Origin of the sequence: Microvirga roseola (genome assembly GCF_020866965.1) — a bacterium.
Taxonomy (GTDB): Bacteria; Pseudomonadota; Alphaproteobacteria; order Rhizobiales; family Beijerinckiaceae; genus Microvirga; species Microvirga roseola.
In genome coordinates this window covers 40,984-56,856 of record NZ_JAJATX010000017.1, presented here as the reverse complement: position 1 = coordinate 56,856, position 15,873 = coordinate 40,984, and the positions used below count along the sequence as shown (strand labels likewise).

The following is a 15,873-nucleotide window of genomic DNA, read 5'->3' as shown; positions in this document are numbered from 1 at the left end:
TCGAAAGGAATACCGTGAACGTTCTAGTTACCGGAGGGGCCGGCTATATCGGCGGCCATATGGTTCTGGCCCTGCTCGATGCAGGGTTCAAGCCGGTCGTGCTCGACAATCTGTCGACCGGGTTCCGCTGGTCGGTGCCGGATGGCGTTCCGGTCGTCGTGGGCGATGTGGGCGATTACGAACTCGTTCTCCAGACCCTCAGGAAACACGATATCGAGGCCATCGTCCATTTCGCTGCGAAGCTGATCGTGCCGGAATCGGTGACCGATCCTCTCGGTTACTACCTCAACAACACCGTCAAAAGCCGCTCCCTCATGGCCGCGGCGGTCGCGGCGGGCGTCCAGAAGTTCATCTTCTCCTCGACTGCGGCGGTGTACGGCAACGCGTCCGACAAGCCGCTCGCCGAGGACGCGCATTTGGATCCCCTGTCGCCTTATGGCACCTCGAAGCTACTGACCGAGATGATGCTGCGCGATGTCGCAGCGGCCCATGACATGCGCTACGTGGTGCTGCGCTATTTCAACGTTGCGGGCGCCGATCCGGCCATGCGCCACGGCCAGTCGACCGCCAATGCGACCCACCTCATCAAGGTGGCGGTCCAGACGGCGCTCGGCATGCGGCCCCACATGGAAATCTACGGATCGGATTATCAGACCCAGGACGGGACCTGCATCCGTGACTACATCCACGTGACGGACCTGATCTCCGCACACATGCAGGCGCTGAAATATCTGAACGAGGGCAACGAGAGCACGGTCGTGAACTGCGGCTACGGCCACGGCTATTCGGTTTCCGAGGTCATCGAGACCGTGCGCAAGGTCTCGGGACGCCCTGTCGATGCGCGGCAGGCTCCACGCCGGGCAGGCGATCCGGCGACCATCGTGGCGGATTCGAGCCGAATCCGCGCCCGGATGGGTTGGGAGCCGCGCTATGACGATCTCTCGACCATCGTCGATCACACGCTCCGCTGGGAAAGCCACCTGCGGGAGCGGAACCTCAAGCTCTGAAAGGCCAGACGGTCGCGCAATGACGGCCGGGCGAGGCAGCCCTGAGATCGGCATGCCTCGCCGGACACGGGGCGTTCGGAGCAGATCGGCATATTCTCTTGTCACGCGACTACCTGAGCAGACTGCGCTGCCCGAGCGATAGTATGAATATATGCTCAATGTAGCTATAGTCTAATGCCGTTGGTTGCAGCGACTTTAAAGCGGAATTTGCGAAATTCTTTAACTTTGAAGTGTTTAATTGCCCCGTCTATGGGGGAAAACAATGTTTCGACTTAAATTTCTGCGAAATATGCAACTCTGGAACGTAACCGGGCGTTTCTATACTGCTGTTCTGGCGGGAATCGTGGCTCTGGCCGCCCTTGCGATCTACGGCTCTTTCACGATCTCGAGCTTGCTGACCGAGCGCAAACAGGCGGAACTCAGGAGCCTGACGGAAGCTGCAATCAGCATCGTCGCAGATTTCGAAGCTCGAGCCAGAAAAGGCGAAATGACCGAAGAAGAAGCGAAGAAACAAGCCTCGAACGTAATCCGAGCCGTGCGATACAATGGGTCGGAGTACTTCTTCATCTTTGACTACAATGTCGTCAACTTGATGCACCCCTTCGACAGGTCGCTGGAAGGGAAGGATCTGTCGGCCCTCAAGGACCCGAACGGCACATTGTTCACCAGGGGCATGGTTGAGGCCGGAAAGCGCGGCGGCGGTTTCGTGGCTTATCTCTGGCCAAGACCGAACCAGAAGCAGCCGTCTCCCAAGCTGACCTATTCGGCTCCGTTCGAGAAGTGGGGCTGGGTCCTCTCGACCGGCGTCTACGTGGACGATCTGGCCGTCATCGCTGCCGAGGAACGCAACCTCTTCCTCATCATCGTCATGGCTTCCGCCGTGGTGCTCCTGTTCGTTGCCTTCTTCCTCGGGCGCAGCATCTCCAAGCCTATCGGCAAGCTGGCGGACAGCATGGGGGCGCTGGCGGATGGTCGCCTCGAAGTCGCTGTGGACGGAACGTCGCGCCGGGACGAGATCGGCGCCATGGCGCGAACCGTCCAGGTCTTCAAGGATGCGCTGATCGCAAAGAAGCAGGCGGATGAGGAAGCGGCTCTCGAGGCCGACGCCAAGATGCGCCGGGCGCAAAGGCTCGACGAGCTGACCAAGCGCTTCGAGATGAACGTCTCGGCTCTGACGCAAGGCCTCTCCAGCGCGGCCACCGAGATGGAAGCCACCGCCCAGTCGATGACGGGGATTGCCGACCAGACCAACCATCAGTCGGTGCAGGTGGCCTCCGCCGCCGAGCAGACCTCGGCCAACGTGCAGACGGTGGCCGCGGCANGAAGCCACCGCCCAGTCGATGACGGGGATTGCCGACCAGACCAACCATCAGTCGGTGCAGGTGGCCTCCGCCGCCGAGCAGACCTCGGCCAACGTGCAGACGGTGGCCGCGGCAACGGAAGAGATGTCGATCTCGATCCAGGAGATCGCTTCTCAGGTGACGCAGTCGTCCCAGATCGCCAACCAGGCGGTTGAGGGCGCCCAGCGCACCAATGCCACCGTTCAGGCGCTGGCCGAGACGGCCGAGCGGATCGGCAACGTGATTGCGCTCATCAACACCATCGCCGGCCAGACAAACCTGCTCGCGCTCAACGCCACCATCGAGGCGGCGCGTGCGGGCGAGGCCGGCAAGGGCTTCGCCGTTGTCGCGAGCGAGGTCAAGGAGCTGGCCAACCAGACCGCCAAGGCGACCGAGGAGATCGGAACCCAGATCGCCTCCGTGCAGCAGGCGACACAGGACGTGGTCGGAGCCATTCAGGAGATCGCGCAGACCATCGGCGCGATGGCGCAGATTTCGACCGGCATCGCGGCCGCCATCGAGGAGCAGGGCGCGGCGACGCGGGAGATCTCGCGCAATGTGCAGGAGGCGGCGCGCGGCACGGAAGCGGTGACCGGCAGCATCGGCGAGGTCCGCCGCGGCGCCGGCGAGACCGGATCCGCCGCAGCCCAGGTTCTGGGCGCGGCCCAGGAGCTGGCGCGCCACTCCGAGGATCTCGGCCGCGAGGTCGCGGACTTCCTCTCCGGCGTCAAGGCTGCCTGAGCCGTCGGCATGCGGGGTTGAAGAGCGGCCTCGGTTCCACCCGAGGCCGTTTTCATCAGAGAGCGATATGGGCTGGCATTTCCAGGGGCTTAAACGAAGGCGCTTGCCGCCAATGCTCCGAAGAGAGCCGCAAGGAGCAGAGCGGCGTCATGGAAACCGAGGAGCCATCGGGAGGGCGTACCGTCCCGGTGGACCCACAGGGTCGTACCGATGGTGGTGAGCGACCAGCCGATCCCAAGGAAAGCCGCCGCGGCCGAGAAGCCCTCGACCTGACTCGACAAGGCGAAGATCACGATGCCTGCAGCCAGGAGAAGGCTGCCGACGGAGACCATCGGGAAGGGACGGGCCGCGTTGGGCAGGAGCGCGAGGCCGAGCGAGGGGGCGTACATCGACACCACGTGCCAGGCGACAGTGCCGGCGACCGCGCCTGAGAGGCCGCAGCCGACCATGGCGACGGGGGTTGCGCCCATGAGGCCGGTCATGGCGAACCAGGCCAGTGCGCCGATAGCGGTGGGGAGGAGGACCTTTCGCCAGCCCTTCAAGCTCCTGGCCGCGTCCAGGTTCTCGCGGAAGCGGCGGGAGGGCAGGGCGGCGGTGGCGGCAAGGGACAGGACATAGGCGAGAGATGTCACAACCGCCATGCCGACGAAGGCATGCGGCGCGGCCAGGAGTTCAGCCTTGTCGGCCAGGGTCGGAGCGATGATGGCGGCGAGGGTGCCTGCGCCGAAGACGGCGAGAACGGCGCTCCTGGAGCCGCCGCCCATGGGCACGGCGGCATGACGATAGAACAGGCTGAAGCCGCTGGCGATGCCGAGCCAGAAGGCCCCGAGGGCAAGCGCTCCGAAATGCATCCGCATGAGCGCCCAGACGAGGACCATTCCGCCCGCGGTCCCGAGGCTTGCGCCGAGCGAGAAGGCAGCTCGGCGGCCGAAGGAATCGAGGAGGAGGGAGGCCGGAAGGCTTGCCAGCGCCGCGCCCGCATAGAAGGCGGCGAAGGGGAGCATCGCGAGGCTCTTGCTCGGGGCGAACGAGAGGCCCGCGAGCGGCAGGATGCTCAAGGTCAGCACCTGCGAGAGGATCGACAGGGCAAAGGCGATGGCGAGGAGCGCAACTCCGCCGCGGTCGGCCGCGCCTTCCCCGAGCGCGCCCGGCTCGCAGACGCAGTCGAGCCGCCCGGCCCGGGGCATGGCGGAGGAGGCGGTCATTTCCGCAGATCGTCGTCGGAGAGGACGCGTACCGCTGCCCCCTGCACATCGTCATACTGGCCGTTCTTGATCGACCACATGAAGGCGGCGAGCCCCGTGAGGCCCAGCATCAGGGCGATGGGAACGAGATAGATCAGCACTTCCATGGGATCAGGCTCCTTGCACGGCGGGCGCGCCTTGAGCGGCTTCCGCTTCCTTGGCGGGAGCCCGGCCCCGTGCGCGCAGGGCGTTGAGGGTGACGATGGTCGAGGAGCCCGACATGGCGAGCGCCGCAACGAGGGGCGTGACATAGCCGAAGAAGGCCAGCGGCACCGCGAACAGGTTATAGACCAGCGCGATCCCGAGGTTCTGCCGCATCAGCCTATGCGCGCGGCGGGCGATGGCGATGGTCTCGCGCACGGGCTCCAGCCTGTCGCCGAGGAACACCGCATCGGCCTGGGCCTGGGTGAGGTCGGCGGCGCTGATGGGCGAGAGGGAGACATGAGCCGCGGCGAGAGCGGGAGCGTCGTTGAGCCCGTCGCCGACCATGAGCACCTTGCGGCCTTCGGCCTTCAGGGCATCGAGCATCGCGATCTTGTGGGCTGGCTTGCAGCCGCCGCGCCACATCTCGATCCCGAGAGCCTGGGCGATGGGTGCCACGGCCTCCGCCCGGTCGCCGGAGAGAATGCGGCAGTCGAAGCCGCTCTCGCGCAGGTTCCTGACCACCGCGACCGCATCGGGGCGCAGGGCCTGCCGGACGAGAAGGACGGCGCGCCTCTCGCCCCAGGCGAAGGCGATGGCCGAGGAGGTCGGGTCGCCCTTCACCGCATCGCGGGCCATCTCCTCCGCGCCGCAGAAGGCTGGGCTGCCGAGGCGCATCTCGATGCCGTCCATGATGGTGCGCACGCCCTGGCCCGGCTCCTCGACTGCGCCGTCGTAGGGACGGCGGTCGCGGGCCTTGTCCGCCACGGCGGCCGCCAGGGGATGGTGGCTCGAAAGCGCGAGGCGGGCGGCCGCTTCCAGCAGGTCCGGCGCGATCTCGCCCGCATTGACCACGCTCATGGTGGGCAGGGTCAGGGTGCCGGTCTTGTCGAAGACGACCGTGTCCACTTCGGCCAGGCGCTCCAGCGCATCGCCGGAATTGAGGAAGACATTGGCGCGGAAGAGCGCGCCCGAGGCCACCACCTGCACGACGGGAACCGCCAGCGCCAGCGCGCAGGGGCAGGTGATGATGAGGACCGCAATCGCCGTGATGATCGCACCGTGCACGGAGGCGCCGGAGGCGATCCAGGCGATGGCGGTGAGCGCCGCTGCCGTGTGCACCACCGGCGCATAGCCCCTCGCCACCCGGTCCGCGAGCTGCACATAGCGGGATTTCGCAGTGGCGGCGCTTTCCAGCAGGCGCTCCACCTCGTCGAGCAGGGTGCCCTTGCCGGCGGCGGTGACGTTCAGGGTCAGGGTGCCGTTGTAGTTGAGGCTGCCCGCATAGACCTGGGCTCCGGCATCCACCGCCCGGTGAGTGGTTTCGCCCGTCACAAGGCTCTCGTCCACTTCCGATGCGCCGGAGAGCACCGTGCCGTCGATGGCGATGCGCTCGCCCGGACGCACGAGAATCCGGTCGCCCGCCTTGATCGCGGCGGTCGGCACGAGCGCGAGTTCCCCGTTCTCCTCGATCCGGTGCGCCACCTCGGCCTTGAGCGAGGCGAGGTTGCTCGCCACCGCCCGCGTCTTGCGGCGCATGGCCTGGTCGATAAAGCGGCCGCAGAGCAGGAAGAAGAGCAGCATCACGACGGAGTCGAAATAGGTGTGCTCGGCGGAGTTGATGGTCTCGACCACAGACATGGTGAGCGCCAGCAGGATGCCGATGACGATGGGCACGTCCATGTTGGTGCGCCCGTTGCGGAGCGCACCCATGGCGCTCTGGAAGAAAGGCTGGCCCGCATAGGCGACCGACGGCAGGGCGATGAGGGCGGCGAGCCAGTGGAAGAAGTCGCGGGTCTCCGGCGTGATGTCGGTCACGTTGCCGGACCAGACGGAGACCGCGAGCAGCATGATGTTCATGGAGGCGAAGCCCGCGACCGCAAGGCATTTCAGGAGCCATTGCGCGCGGCGGGCCTCCTCCTCCTCGACCAGGCGCGACTGGAAGGGATGCGCCCGGTAGCCGAGGCGCTGCAGCTCCTCGATCACTTTGGCGGGCGAGACCTGCCCGTCCCTCCATTCCACCGCGAGGCGATGATTGGTATAGTTGAGCCGCGCATCCACGACGCCCGGCAGGCGGCACAGGCCGCCCTCGATCTCGTCGATGCAGGCGGCGCAGTCGATCCCCTCGATGGCGAGGTCGAGATGCGCCGTGCCGTCGTCCTGGCGCTTCACGAAAACGGAGAGGTCGAGGGTCTCGGCCATTACAAGGAAATCCTTAGAGCAAAACACGGCTCTTGGAGCGGAAGACGGTCTCCGCCTCCCGCTTCAGGCCGATCACGAGGTCCCACCGGCCTTCCGGCAGGGGCGTAAGGCTCCGGTACTGGCCGGAGGTCAGTTCGACGAATTCGAGCGCGACACCGCGGCGCTTGTCGGTGGGGTGGGCGAGGCGCACCTCGGGCGTGAGGCCGGCCAGCGGGCGGGCTTGCGCGTCGCGGGCCGTAATGGTGACGCTGGCGTTGTCGCCGCGCTGGACGAGCGCCTCGACGGCCCAGTGGCGGGCATCCTGCGCCTGGGCTGCCGCTACGTCGTTCTTGAAGGACAGGCCTGCCTTGTAGGCGCTCTCCGTCTCGACGCCGCTGAAGCTCGAAAGGGCCATGCGGACCATGAAGAAGTTCATGGCGAAGACGGTGCCGAAGAAGGCGATGAAGCAGAACAGGACCGCACGTCCGGTGATCTGGCGGGGGGCGCGGCCCGAAGCGGTGGTGGTTTGCATCGACGTCATCCTTGTCAGGGTGCCTTGAAGTGGTCGTTCGCACCGGCGGTCTCGCCGCTTTCAAGGTCGGTGATGGTGAAATGGAGGTCCGTGGAGGCGGGCGGGGTCGTCTCGCCTCCGGTCACGAGGATGCGGGCCTCCAGGGTCTGGTCCGGTCCGACGGTGACGACCGCGCGGCCCTGCTGGTCGATCTCGCCGCCCACGATGTCGAGCTTCGCCTCGGGCAGACCTTCGACGGTGAGGGCGTAGCGGCGCTCGTCCAGGGTCTTGTTCGCCACACGGATGGTGAAGCCGTTGCGGATCGAGCCGTCCGACAGGCGCACGAAGAGCGGGTTGCGGTCGTGCATGACGCTGAGGCCGACATTGGTGCGCATGGCGAGCGCGGTGAGCATGATGGCGCCGGCGAGCACGATGAGACCGGCGTAGAGGACGGTGCGCGGGCGGACGACGCGGCGCACCTCCGGCTTGCCTTCCATGCGCACCTGGACGTTCATGTCCGTGTCGTAGGCGATGAGGCCTTCCGGGCGGCCGATCTTGGTCATCACCGTATTGCAGGCGTCGATGCACAGGCCGCACTGGATGCAGTCCAGCTGCAGGCCCTTGCGGATGTCGACGCCGGTGGGGCACACGGCCACGCACTGGTCGCAGTCGATGCAGTCGCCCGCCGGAAGCCCTTGCTTCTTAAGGACCTCGTTCTTCTTCATCGAGCCGCGCGGCTCGCCCCGGTCGTAGCGATAGGTGACGTTGAGGGCGTACTCGTCCGTAAGCGCCGCCTGGATGCGCGGCCAGGGGCACATATAGGTGCAGACCTGCTCGCGCATGAAGCCGGCGAGCACATAGGTCGTGAAGGTGAGAATGCCGATCCAGATATAGGCCAGGGGCGGACCCTGAAAGGTCGCCAGCTCGTAGACGAGGGTCGGAGCATCGGCGAAGTAGAGAACCCAGGCGCCGCCGGTCCACCAGGCGATCATCAGCCGGATGGAGTGCTTGAGCGTCCTCTGTGCGATAGTCTCAAGGCTCCATTTCTCCTTGGCCTTGCGCATCCGCTCGCGCCGGTCGCCCTCGATGAGGCGCTCGACGGCGTAGAAGAGATCGGTCCAGACGGTCTGCGGGCAGAGATAGCCGCACCAGACGCGGCCCGCGACCGCATTCATGAGGAAGAGAACGAGTGAGGCAAGCACCAGAAGGCCCGTGAGGTAGTAGACCTCCTGCGGCCAGATCTCGATGAAGAAGAAATAGAAACGGCCATTGGCGAGATCTAGCAGAATGGCCTGGTCCGGGGCGTTCGGACCGCGGTCCCAGCGCAGGAAGGGGAGGAAATAATAGAGCCCGAGGGTGACGGCGAGGACGATCCATTTGGTCGTGCGGAAACGTCCCTTCACTGCCTGCGGGTAGATCTTCTTGCGCGGGACGTACAGGGGAGTGTCGTCGGCTTGAGCCGGCGCAGGTGCCGAAGCAGGGTGGGAGAGGGGGGCGTCAGCCATCGAATCCGTCGCGATCATCTCGAACAGGGATGATGCCGGAATAGAGGAAGGGCTGAGCTTTTGCCTTGATTTGGGTCAACCTGCGGCCGGAGGGAGACTCCGGCCGCAGGTTGATCGGTGTATCGGGCGTTCGGTCGCAGTCCTACTGCTGCTGACCGCCGCCGAGGGAGTGCACGTAGAGGGTCAGTGCCTTGATCGTGGTGTCATCGAGGCGTCCATGCCAGGCCGGCATCACGCCGCCGCGGCCGTTCGTCAGGCCCTCCACGATGGCGGCTTTGTCGGAGCCGAAGAGCCAGATCTTATCCGACAGGTTCGGTGCGCCCGTCTCCATGTTGCCCAGGCCGGTATCGCCGTGGCAGGCGGCGCAGTTCTCGGCATAGACCTTGGCGCCCTCATCGAGCTTGGCGGCCTTGTCCACGGGCAGGCCCGAAAGGGAGCGCACGTAGTCCGCCACATGCGAGATCTGCTCGCGCTGGAGGAGGCCGTCGCGACCGAAAGCCGGCATCGAGCCCTGATGGCCCTCGTCGCTCGTCGAGCGGGCGCCATGACGGATCGTCTGCTCGACCTGGGCGAGCGAGCCGCCCCAGAGCCAGTCGTCGTCGTTCAGGTTGGGATAGCCCTTGGCTCCGCCGCCGCCAGCACCGTGGCAGGGGGCGCAGTTGTCGCCGAAGGCGGCCTTGCCCTGGGCCAGTGCGAAGGAGAACACCTCCGGGTTCTGCCGGATGTCCTCGAGCGAGGCCTCGGCGAGCTTCGCCGTCATGCCGGAGCGCTGGGTCTTCAGCGCCGCGAGATCGACCTCGACGGCCTCGCGTGACTGCCAGCCGAGAACGCCCTTGGTGTAGGACGAGACCAGCGGCCAGGCGGGATAGGCCACGAAATAGGCGACCGCCCAGATGATTGTGGCGTAGAAGGTCCGCAGCCACCAGCGCGGCAGCGGATTGTTGAGCTCCTGGATGTCGTCCCAGCTGTGCCCGGTCATGGTGACTCCGGTGACGGAGTCGACGGGGCCTTGTGTCTCGTGGGCCATGGGATCAATCCTCCTGGAGAGGCATGCGGGCTGCCGCGTCGAAGCGGTTCTTCCGCGAGGGAGCGAGGGCATAGATCAGCACCGCCAGGAAGACGGCGACGAAGTAGAGAAGCCCCCAGGTCTGGGCGAATTCGGCGAAGAACTTGTAGGTGGCTGGCATGGCTTGTCGTCCTCAGCGCACGTTGGCCTTGTTGTCGTAGAGCTTGAAGTCGACCTGAGTGCCGAGCATCTGCAGATAGGCGATCAGGGCGTCGGCTTCGGTCACCTTCCGCGGGTTGCCGCCGAAGGTGCGCGATTGAGCCTTCGGATAGCGCTTGGCGAGGTCGACGCTGTTCGGATCGTCCGCGCTCGCCTGGGTGAGCACGTCGCTTGCGGCCTTCTCGATCATGTCGGGGGTGTAGGGCACGCCGAGGGTGGCCTGCACCTTCATGTCCTGCGTGATCTTGGTAAGGTCGAGCTCGTTCTGCTCGAGCCAGGGGTAGCTCGGCATGATGGAGCCGGGCACCAGGGCGCGGGGATCCTTCAGGTGATCGCGATGCCAGTCGTCGGAATACTTGTTGCCGAGACGGGCGAGATCGGGACCGGTGCGCTTGGAGCCCCACTGGAAGGGCCGGTCGTACATGCTCTCGGCCGCCAGGGAGTAGTGGCCGTAGCGCTCGACCTCGTCGCGCAGCGGACGCACCATCTGGCTGTGGCAGTTGTAGCAGCCCTCGCGCACGTAGATGTTGCGGCCGGCGAGCTCGAGGGGGGTGTAGGGCCTGATGCCCTCCACCTTCTCAATGGTGCTCTTCAGGTAGAAGAGCGGAACGATCTCCACGAGACCGCCGATGGCGATGACGATCAGCACGCCGATGACGAGGACGATCGAGTTCGTCTCGAAGATCTTGTGACGGGACCAGAGTGACATGGTCGTTTCCTTTATTCCGCAGCCACGAGGACCGGCTGCGTGGCTTGCGGGAGCTGTTCCCGGACGTCCTCACCGGCGGTGATCGTCTTCCAGACGTTCCACGCCATGATCAGGCTGCCGGCCACGAAGAGGGCGCCGCCGAGCGCACGGATGACATAGAAGGGGTGCATCGCCTCGACCGTCTCGATGAACGAGTACTCAAGGAAGCCGAGGGCGGTGTAGGCGCGCCACATGAGGCCCTGCAGGATGCCCGCGACCCACATCGACGAGATGTACAGGACGATGCCGAGGGTCGAGATCCAGAAGTGCCAGGAGACGGCCTTCATCGAGTAGAGGCGCTCCTTGTTCCACAGCCACGGAACGAGGCAGTAGAGCGCGCCGAAGGAGATGTAGGCGACCCAGCCGAGCGCGCCGGAATGGACGTGTCCGATGGTCCAGTCGGTGTAGTGCGACAGGGAGTTCACGGCCTTCACGGACATGAGCGGGCCTTCGAAGGTCGACATGCCGTAGAAGGCGACCGACACGACCATCATGCGCAGCACCGGATCCGTGCGGAGCTTGTCCCAGGCGCCCGAGAGCGTCATCAGGCCGTTGATCATGCCGCCCCAGGAGGGCATCCACAGCATGATCGAGAAGGTCATGCCCAGCGTCTGCGCCCAGTCGGGCAGGGCGGTGTAGTGCAGGTGGTGGGGACCGGCCCAGATGTAGAGGAAGATCAGCGCCCAGAAGTGGATGATCGAGAGGCGGTAGGAATAGACCGGCCGCTCGGCCCGCTTCGGGATGAAGTAGTACATGATGGCGAGGAAGCCGGCGGTGAGGAAGAAGCCGACCGCGTTGTGGCCGTACCACCACTGCACCAGCGCATCCTGCACGCCCGACCACACGATGTAGCTCTTCGGCGAGAAGATCGAGACGGGGATCGTCGCGTTGTTGCCGAGGTGCAGGACCGCGATGGTCAGGATGAAGGCGATGTAGAACCAGTTGGCCACATAGATGTGCTGCTCCTTGCGGCGCATGATGGTGCCGAGGAACACGAGAAAGTAGGCGACCCAGACCACGGTCAGCCACAGGTCGGCGTACCACTCGGGCTCGGCGTATTCCTTGCCCTGGGTGATGCCGAGCAGATAGCCCGTGCCCGCGATCACGATGAAGAAGTTGTAGCCCAGCACCACGAACCATGGCGTGAGATCGCCCACGAGGCGGGCGCGGCAGGTGCGCTGCACGACATAGAACGAGGACGCGATCAGCACGTTGCCGCCGAAGGCGAAGATCACCGCGGAGGTGTGCAGCGGCCGCATGCGCCCGAAGGAGAGCCACGCCGTGTCGAAGTTCAGCGCCGGGAAGGCCAGCTGCAGAGCGATCAGAAGCCCGATGGTGAAGCCTGCAATGCCCCAGAACACGGAGGCGATGGTGCCGAACTTCACCGGCCCCATATTGTAGTTGGGCTTGCCGTCGATGGTCAGCGGCGGAAGCTCGGCGGGGCGCTCGTAATAGCGGTTCACGATCGCGAACACGGCCGCGACGCTGCCGGCGGCAAAGAGATAGGCGTGAAACGCATATTCCGGCGTGTAGGCTTTCGCCGCGATGATGATGCTCAGGAGAGCAAGGGCTGCAAAGGCGATGGCGGAGCCCGCCTCGCCGAGTGTCATAGATTTATGTGGGGCTGCTGCCGCGTAAGCCATGGGCCTTAACCTTCTCAAGAGGGGCAAGGCATTGAGCTTTGCCCTCGACAGACGGCTCTACGGCCCGGTCAAGGCAGGGGCATTGATGCAAATCAATCGGGAGCGGCGGAGCCCTTGCCCTTTAGGGGAAAGCAAAGGCAAATCACCCGGCCGCAAGCGCCTCCAGGCGCGCCCGGTCGACCAGGCGCACGCCGTCCGGCACCACGATGATGGTGCGATTCTTGGCAAGCTTCGTGAAGGTGCGGCTGACGGTCTCGATGGTCAGACCCAGGAAGTCGGCGATATCCTGGCGACTCATGGGAAGGGGCAGGGTAATCGAACCCTGGCCGAGCCGGGTGAAGCGCTTGAGCAGGCTCATGAGGAACACGGCGAGCCGCTCCTCCGCCGAGCGGCGTCCCAGCACCACCATCTGCTCCTGGGCGAGGCTCAGCTCGTGGCTGGTGAGCTCATGCAGGCGGCGCAGGAGATGCGGCCTTCCATCCATATAGCCGGTGAAGACCCGTCGGTCGAAGCGGCAGACCTTGGCGTCCGTCACCGTATCCGCCGAGACGCCGTAGCGGTCGAGGAGGGCAAGGCCCAGAAAGTCGCCCGCGAGCGCGAAGCCGACGATCTGCCGCCGTCCGTCGGGCAGGAGCTTATAGAGGCGTACCACGCCCTCGCCGATGTTGAAGACGGAACCGGCCGGCTCCTCCTGGGTGAAGAGCGTCGTCTTGGCCGGGACCTTGATGGACTATCTCAAGGAGGCGAGCTCGGTCAGCTCCTCCTGGTCGAGCACGGCGCAGATGCTGAACTGGCGCGCCTTGCATTCCACGCAGCTGTGGTTCGGGTCGAGAGCGTGAACGAAGCACAGATCCGGCAGGCTCTGGGCCGGCCGTGCCTGGGATTCTGAAGCTGTAACAGGCCCCACGGGATCGTCTCGCCTTTGGTTCCGCTGCCGCGCTTATAGCAGGAATCGGCGGGCGAGCCCCTCATGCGGATGCAAAGTTGACCTGCATCAATGTCGCAGCTCGAGGCCTCGTGGCAGGCTTTCGACGTCTGAACGAGCCTCCCATGCAGAGCCTGTTTCACGCCGCTCCCCTGTCGCCGAAGGAAGCGCCTCTCGCCTATCCCCTGGTGCGCATGATTCATCCCGAAATCAGCCTCCGGGAATGGCTTGCGATCGCCCGCCGCTGGGCGCGGCGCAAGCCGGAGCAGGGCGGGATCGTGGCCGTGCGGGACGCCCGCGGGGTCATGCACGCCCTGTTCTCCTACGCGGTCGACCGGGATTTCCGGATGGCGTCCTGCCTGAGGATCAGCGACCTCATCGTCGGACGCCTGCCCGGGGCGGTGGTGGACAGAGCCGTCCTGAACGCCGCCCAGGACCTGGCCCGGCGGCTCGGCTGCGATGGGCCTGGTGGAGATGCCGGTTCCCGCAAGCCGTGCGCCGGCCATCGCACGCCTCGGAGGTTTGGGCGATCCCGGCTTTTCCCCAGCCGCCGTGACCTTCCGGAGACGATCCCCAGGAATGAGCCGGACGCTAAGAACGGGTTAAGAACCTCCATCCCAAATGCTCCCCGGACGGCCGGGCGATTCCCCCGGCCGAGGCGACAGGAGGGGAGAGCGGCATGGACAGGAACACGAACGCGAGCAACGGAATCCTGCTGGCGAGCCGTCTCCTGCTGGCGGCCGCCTTCCTGCCGACCGGGATCGGGCGGCTCTCCAATATCTCCGGCTTTGCGGCGGCCATGACCATGAAGGGCATGCCCTATGCCGACGTGGTGGCGACCCTGGTGATCCTGGCCGAGATCTTCGGGCCGCTTGCGCTCGTCCTCGGGCTCGCACCCCGGCTCAGCGCCTCGGCCCTCATCGCGGCCCTCGTGATCACCACCGGCATCCTGCACCGCTTCTGGGATTATGGCGGGCTGACCCGCGCCACCGAGCAGGTGGTCTTCGTGTCCCAGCTCGGCGTGCTCGCGGGGCTGATGCTCTATTTCATCACCGGCCCCGGCGCCTGGAGCTGGCAGGCCTGGTGGCGCGGCTTCGGCGAGAAGTCCAAGCCCGCGGCCAAAAAGAAGAAGCCGTCCCGTCCCCGCGCTCCGCGGCCGAAGCCCGCGCCAAAATCCGCGCCGGTGCGTTCGGATATGGACGAGGACGATTTCGCGGACGCCGCCTGAGGAGACGGCTTGCGCGCCCGTGCAGACCGCTCTGGACACGACTCGTTTTCACAGCCAAGCTCCGCCTTCATTAAGCCCTTAATGATTTTCATAAGGCGCGGCCGCCGGGCCCTTTTGGGCCCTTGCTTGTTTGTGTTTTCATCCCCTCGTGGAGCCATGCTCAACACGTCCCTGCGTTGCATCCTGGGTCTTGCCGTCGTGCTCGCCTGCGCCGCGCCCGCGGCAGCCCAGCAGCCATCCGATCCGCTGACCCGTTTCCTCGACAGCATCTTCAAGCCGGGCGCCCAGGGCCGCGCGGGGCAGCCGCACCAGGTCGCCCCTGCGCAGCAGGTTGCGCCGGCTCCGGCCCGGCCTGCGCCGCAGACGCGCGCCAAAGCCCAGCCCCGGCGCAAGGTGGCGACGCCGCCACCGCGCCCGGTCCCGCCGCCGCAGGTGGCCGAACCCCAGCCGGACATCGAGACGGAACCGACCCAGGCCGTTGCGAGCCCGCAGCCGCAGGTCGCTCCGCCCGAGTCCGCCCAGCCCACAGAGACCACGGCGGCAAAACCCGCCGCACCCGAGCCGACCCTCGAGGAGCTGTCCCGGCAGGCCGCAGAGGAGGGAGCCTCCGCCACGGCCAAGGCTGAGGAGGCGCAGCCCGAACCGGCTCCGTCGGAAGAGAAGGCGGCCGCTGCACCCGAGTCGGTCGAGCCCGATGCGGCTGTGGCCGAGGAGGCAAAGCCCGAAGAGGCCGCGCCCCCGGTCAAGGTTGCCGAACCGCCCAAGCCCGCAAGCCCGCCTCCAGCCTCCGTGAAGGCGGCTGAGGCACCGGCACCGGCGCCGGCAAAGGTTGCTGCGAAGGCTCCGGCCGCGCCGGCCCTTCCGAGCTCGCCCGAGGCTGCGCTCGACCAGGTCAATGCCTATTTCAACGGCATCGACCAGCTCACCGCCACTTTCGTTCAGAAGAATCCCAGCGGCCAGCAGGCACAGGGAACGCTGGCGATCAAGCGCCCGGGCATCCTCCACTTCGCCTATGCGCCGCCAAGCGCCCTGGAGATCGTGTCCGACGGGCGCAACGTGGCGATCCGCGACAAGAGCCTCGGCACCAACGACGTCTATCCCGTCGGGCAGACGCCCCTGAAGTTCCTCCTGCAGGAGCATGTGGACCTCTCCCGCGACACCAAGGTGCGCGACGTGCAGGTCGCACGGGACGGCATGGTGACGGTGCGTTTCGACGACAGCGCGACGCTGGGCGGCACCTCGCGGATCACGCTTCGCTTCGATGCCAGGGCGAACGCCCTGAAGCAGTGGACCATCGTGGACGGCCAGGGCTACGAGACGACCGTGACCCTCTCGAACCTCAACGTGGTGCAGAAGTAAAAACCGGTTTCCACTTTCGCCGAAAAGGTCTTAGAAGGGGCCGCGCCCGGTGGGGCGCGGCAACTCAGGACTTCT

The 15,873-nt window shown here is 66.0% G+C and carries 14 protein-coding genes and 2 pseudogenes; 5 read left to right on the top strand and 11 right to left on the bottom strand.

Annotated features, from left to right (window positions below):
• The first annotated feature begins 14 nt into the window (after positions 1–14).
• The 3 genes and pseudogenes from galE to LG661_RS12475 all read left to right on the top strand — a co-directional run.
• The gene (galE, locus tag LG661_RS12485; RefSeq protein ID WP_230532228.1) at positions 15–1,007 is read left to right on the top strand and encodes a UDP-glucose 4-epimerase GalE; all 993 of its coding nucleotides are present in this window, start codon (positions 15–17) and stop codon (positions 1,005–1,007) included.
• A gap of 262 nt (positions 1,008–1,269) precedes the next feature.
• Positions 1,270–2,007 (top strand): annotated as a pseudogene (locus LG661_RS12480) (cache domain-containing protein); the annotation flags it as partial.
• Positions 2,008–2,329: 322 nt separating this feature from the next.
• Positions 2,330–3,088: pseudogene (locus tag LG661_RS12475) on the top strand (methyl-accepting chemotaxis protein); the annotation flags it as partial.
• Positions 3,089–3,177: 89 nt separating this feature from the next.
• Here the strand turns inward: LG661_RS12475 and LG661_RS12470 are convergent.
• From LG661_RS12470 to LG661_RS12420, 11 genes are all read right to left on the bottom strand, one after another.
• Entirely contained in the window at positions 3,178–4,293 is a 1,116-nt protein-coding gene (locus tag LG661_RS12470) for a hypothetical protein (protein ID WP_230532227.1), read from the bottom strand.
• Positions 4,290–4,439, bottom strand: a complete 150-nt coding sequence (gene ccoS / locus LG661_RS12465; protein ID WP_230532226.1) for a cbb3-type cytochrome oxidase assembly protein CcoS — start codon at positions 4,437–4,439, stop codon at positions 4,290–4,292. Before ccoS ends, LG661_RS12470 begins: the two co-directional genes overlap by 4 nt.
• A gap of 4 nt (positions 4,440–4,443) precedes the next feature.
• The gene (locus tag LG661_RS12460; protein ID WP_230532225.1) at positions 4,444–6,675 is read right to left on the bottom strand and encodes a heavy metal translocating P-type ATPase; all 2,232 of its coding nucleotides are present in this window, start codon (positions 6,673–6,675) and stop codon (positions 4,444–4,446) included.
• Positions 6,676–6,688: 13 nt separating this feature from the next.
• The gene (locus LG661_RS12455; protein WP_230532224.1) at positions 6,689–7,186 is read right to left on the bottom strand and encodes a FixH family protein; all 498 of its coding nucleotides are present in this window, start codon (positions 7,184–7,186) and stop codon (positions 6,689–6,691) included.
• A gap of 14 nt (positions 7,187–7,200) precedes the next feature.
• Entirely contained in the window at positions 7,201–8,670 is a 1,470-nt protein-coding gene (gene ccoG, locus LG661_RS12450; protein WP_230532223.1) for a cytochrome c oxidase accessory protein CcoG, read from the bottom strand.
• Between the two features lie 142 nt (positions 8,671–8,812).
• The gene (gene ccoP, locus LG661_RS12445) at positions 8,813–9,697 is read right to left on the bottom strand and encodes a cytochrome-c oxidase, cbb3-type subunit III (protein ID WP_230532222.1); all 885 of its coding nucleotides are present in this window, start codon (positions 9,695–9,697) and stop codon (positions 8,813–8,815) included.
• A gap of 4 nt (positions 9,698–9,701) precedes the next feature.
• Positions 9,702–9,857 carry a cbb3-type cytochrome c oxidase subunit 3 gene (locus LG661_RS12440; protein WP_230532221.1) on the bottom strand — a complete coding sequence of 52 codons (156 nt, stop codon included), beginning with the start codon at positions 9,855–9,857 and terminating at the stop codon, positions 9,702–9,704.
• A gap of 12 nt (positions 9,858–9,869) precedes the next feature.
• A complete protein-coding gene (gene ccoO, locus LG661_RS12435) occupies positions 9,870–10,604 on the bottom strand; it encodes a cytochrome-c oxidase, cbb3-type subunit II (RefSeq protein WP_230532220.1) in 735 nt (244 codons plus the stop codon).
• A gap of 11 nt (positions 10,605–10,615) precedes the next feature.
• Entirely contained in the window at positions 10,616–12,253 is a 1,638-nt protein-coding gene (gene ccoN / locus LG661_RS12430) for a cytochrome-c oxidase, cbb3-type subunit I (RefSeq protein ID WP_230532244.1), read from the bottom strand.
• 175 nt (positions 12,254–12,428) lie between these two features.
• Complete coding sequence (locus LG661_RS12425) at positions 12,429–13,013, bottom strand: helix-turn-helix domain-containing protein (RefSeq protein ID WP_268995456.1); 585 nt, start codon at positions 13,011–13,013, stop codon at positions 12,429–12,431.
• A 3-nt stretch (positions 13,014–13,016) separates the two neighbouring features.
• Positions 13,017–13,193 (bottom strand): hypothetical protein, encoded by a 177-nt coding sequence (locus LG661_RS12420; protein WP_230532219.1) that lies wholly within the window; start codon positions 13,191–13,193, stop codon positions 13,017–13,019.
• Positions 13,194–13,890: 697 nt separating this feature from the next.
• Here LG661_RS12420 and LG661_RS12415 point away from each other — a divergent pair.
• Both LG661_RS12415 and LG661_RS12410 read left to right on the top strand, forming a co-directional pair.
• On the top strand, positions 13,891–14,439 hold the full coding sequence (locus LG661_RS12415) for a DoxX family protein (protein ID WP_230532218.1): 549 nt from the start codon (positions 13,891–13,893) through the stop codon (positions 14,437–14,439).
• A gap of 156 nt (positions 14,440–14,595) precedes the next feature.
• Positions 14,596–15,798, top strand: a complete 1,203-nt coding sequence (locus LG661_RS12410) for a LolA family protein (RefSeq protein WP_230532217.1) — start codon at positions 14,596–14,598, stop codon at positions 15,796–15,798.
• Positions 15,799–15,873: the final 75 nt, after the last annotated feature.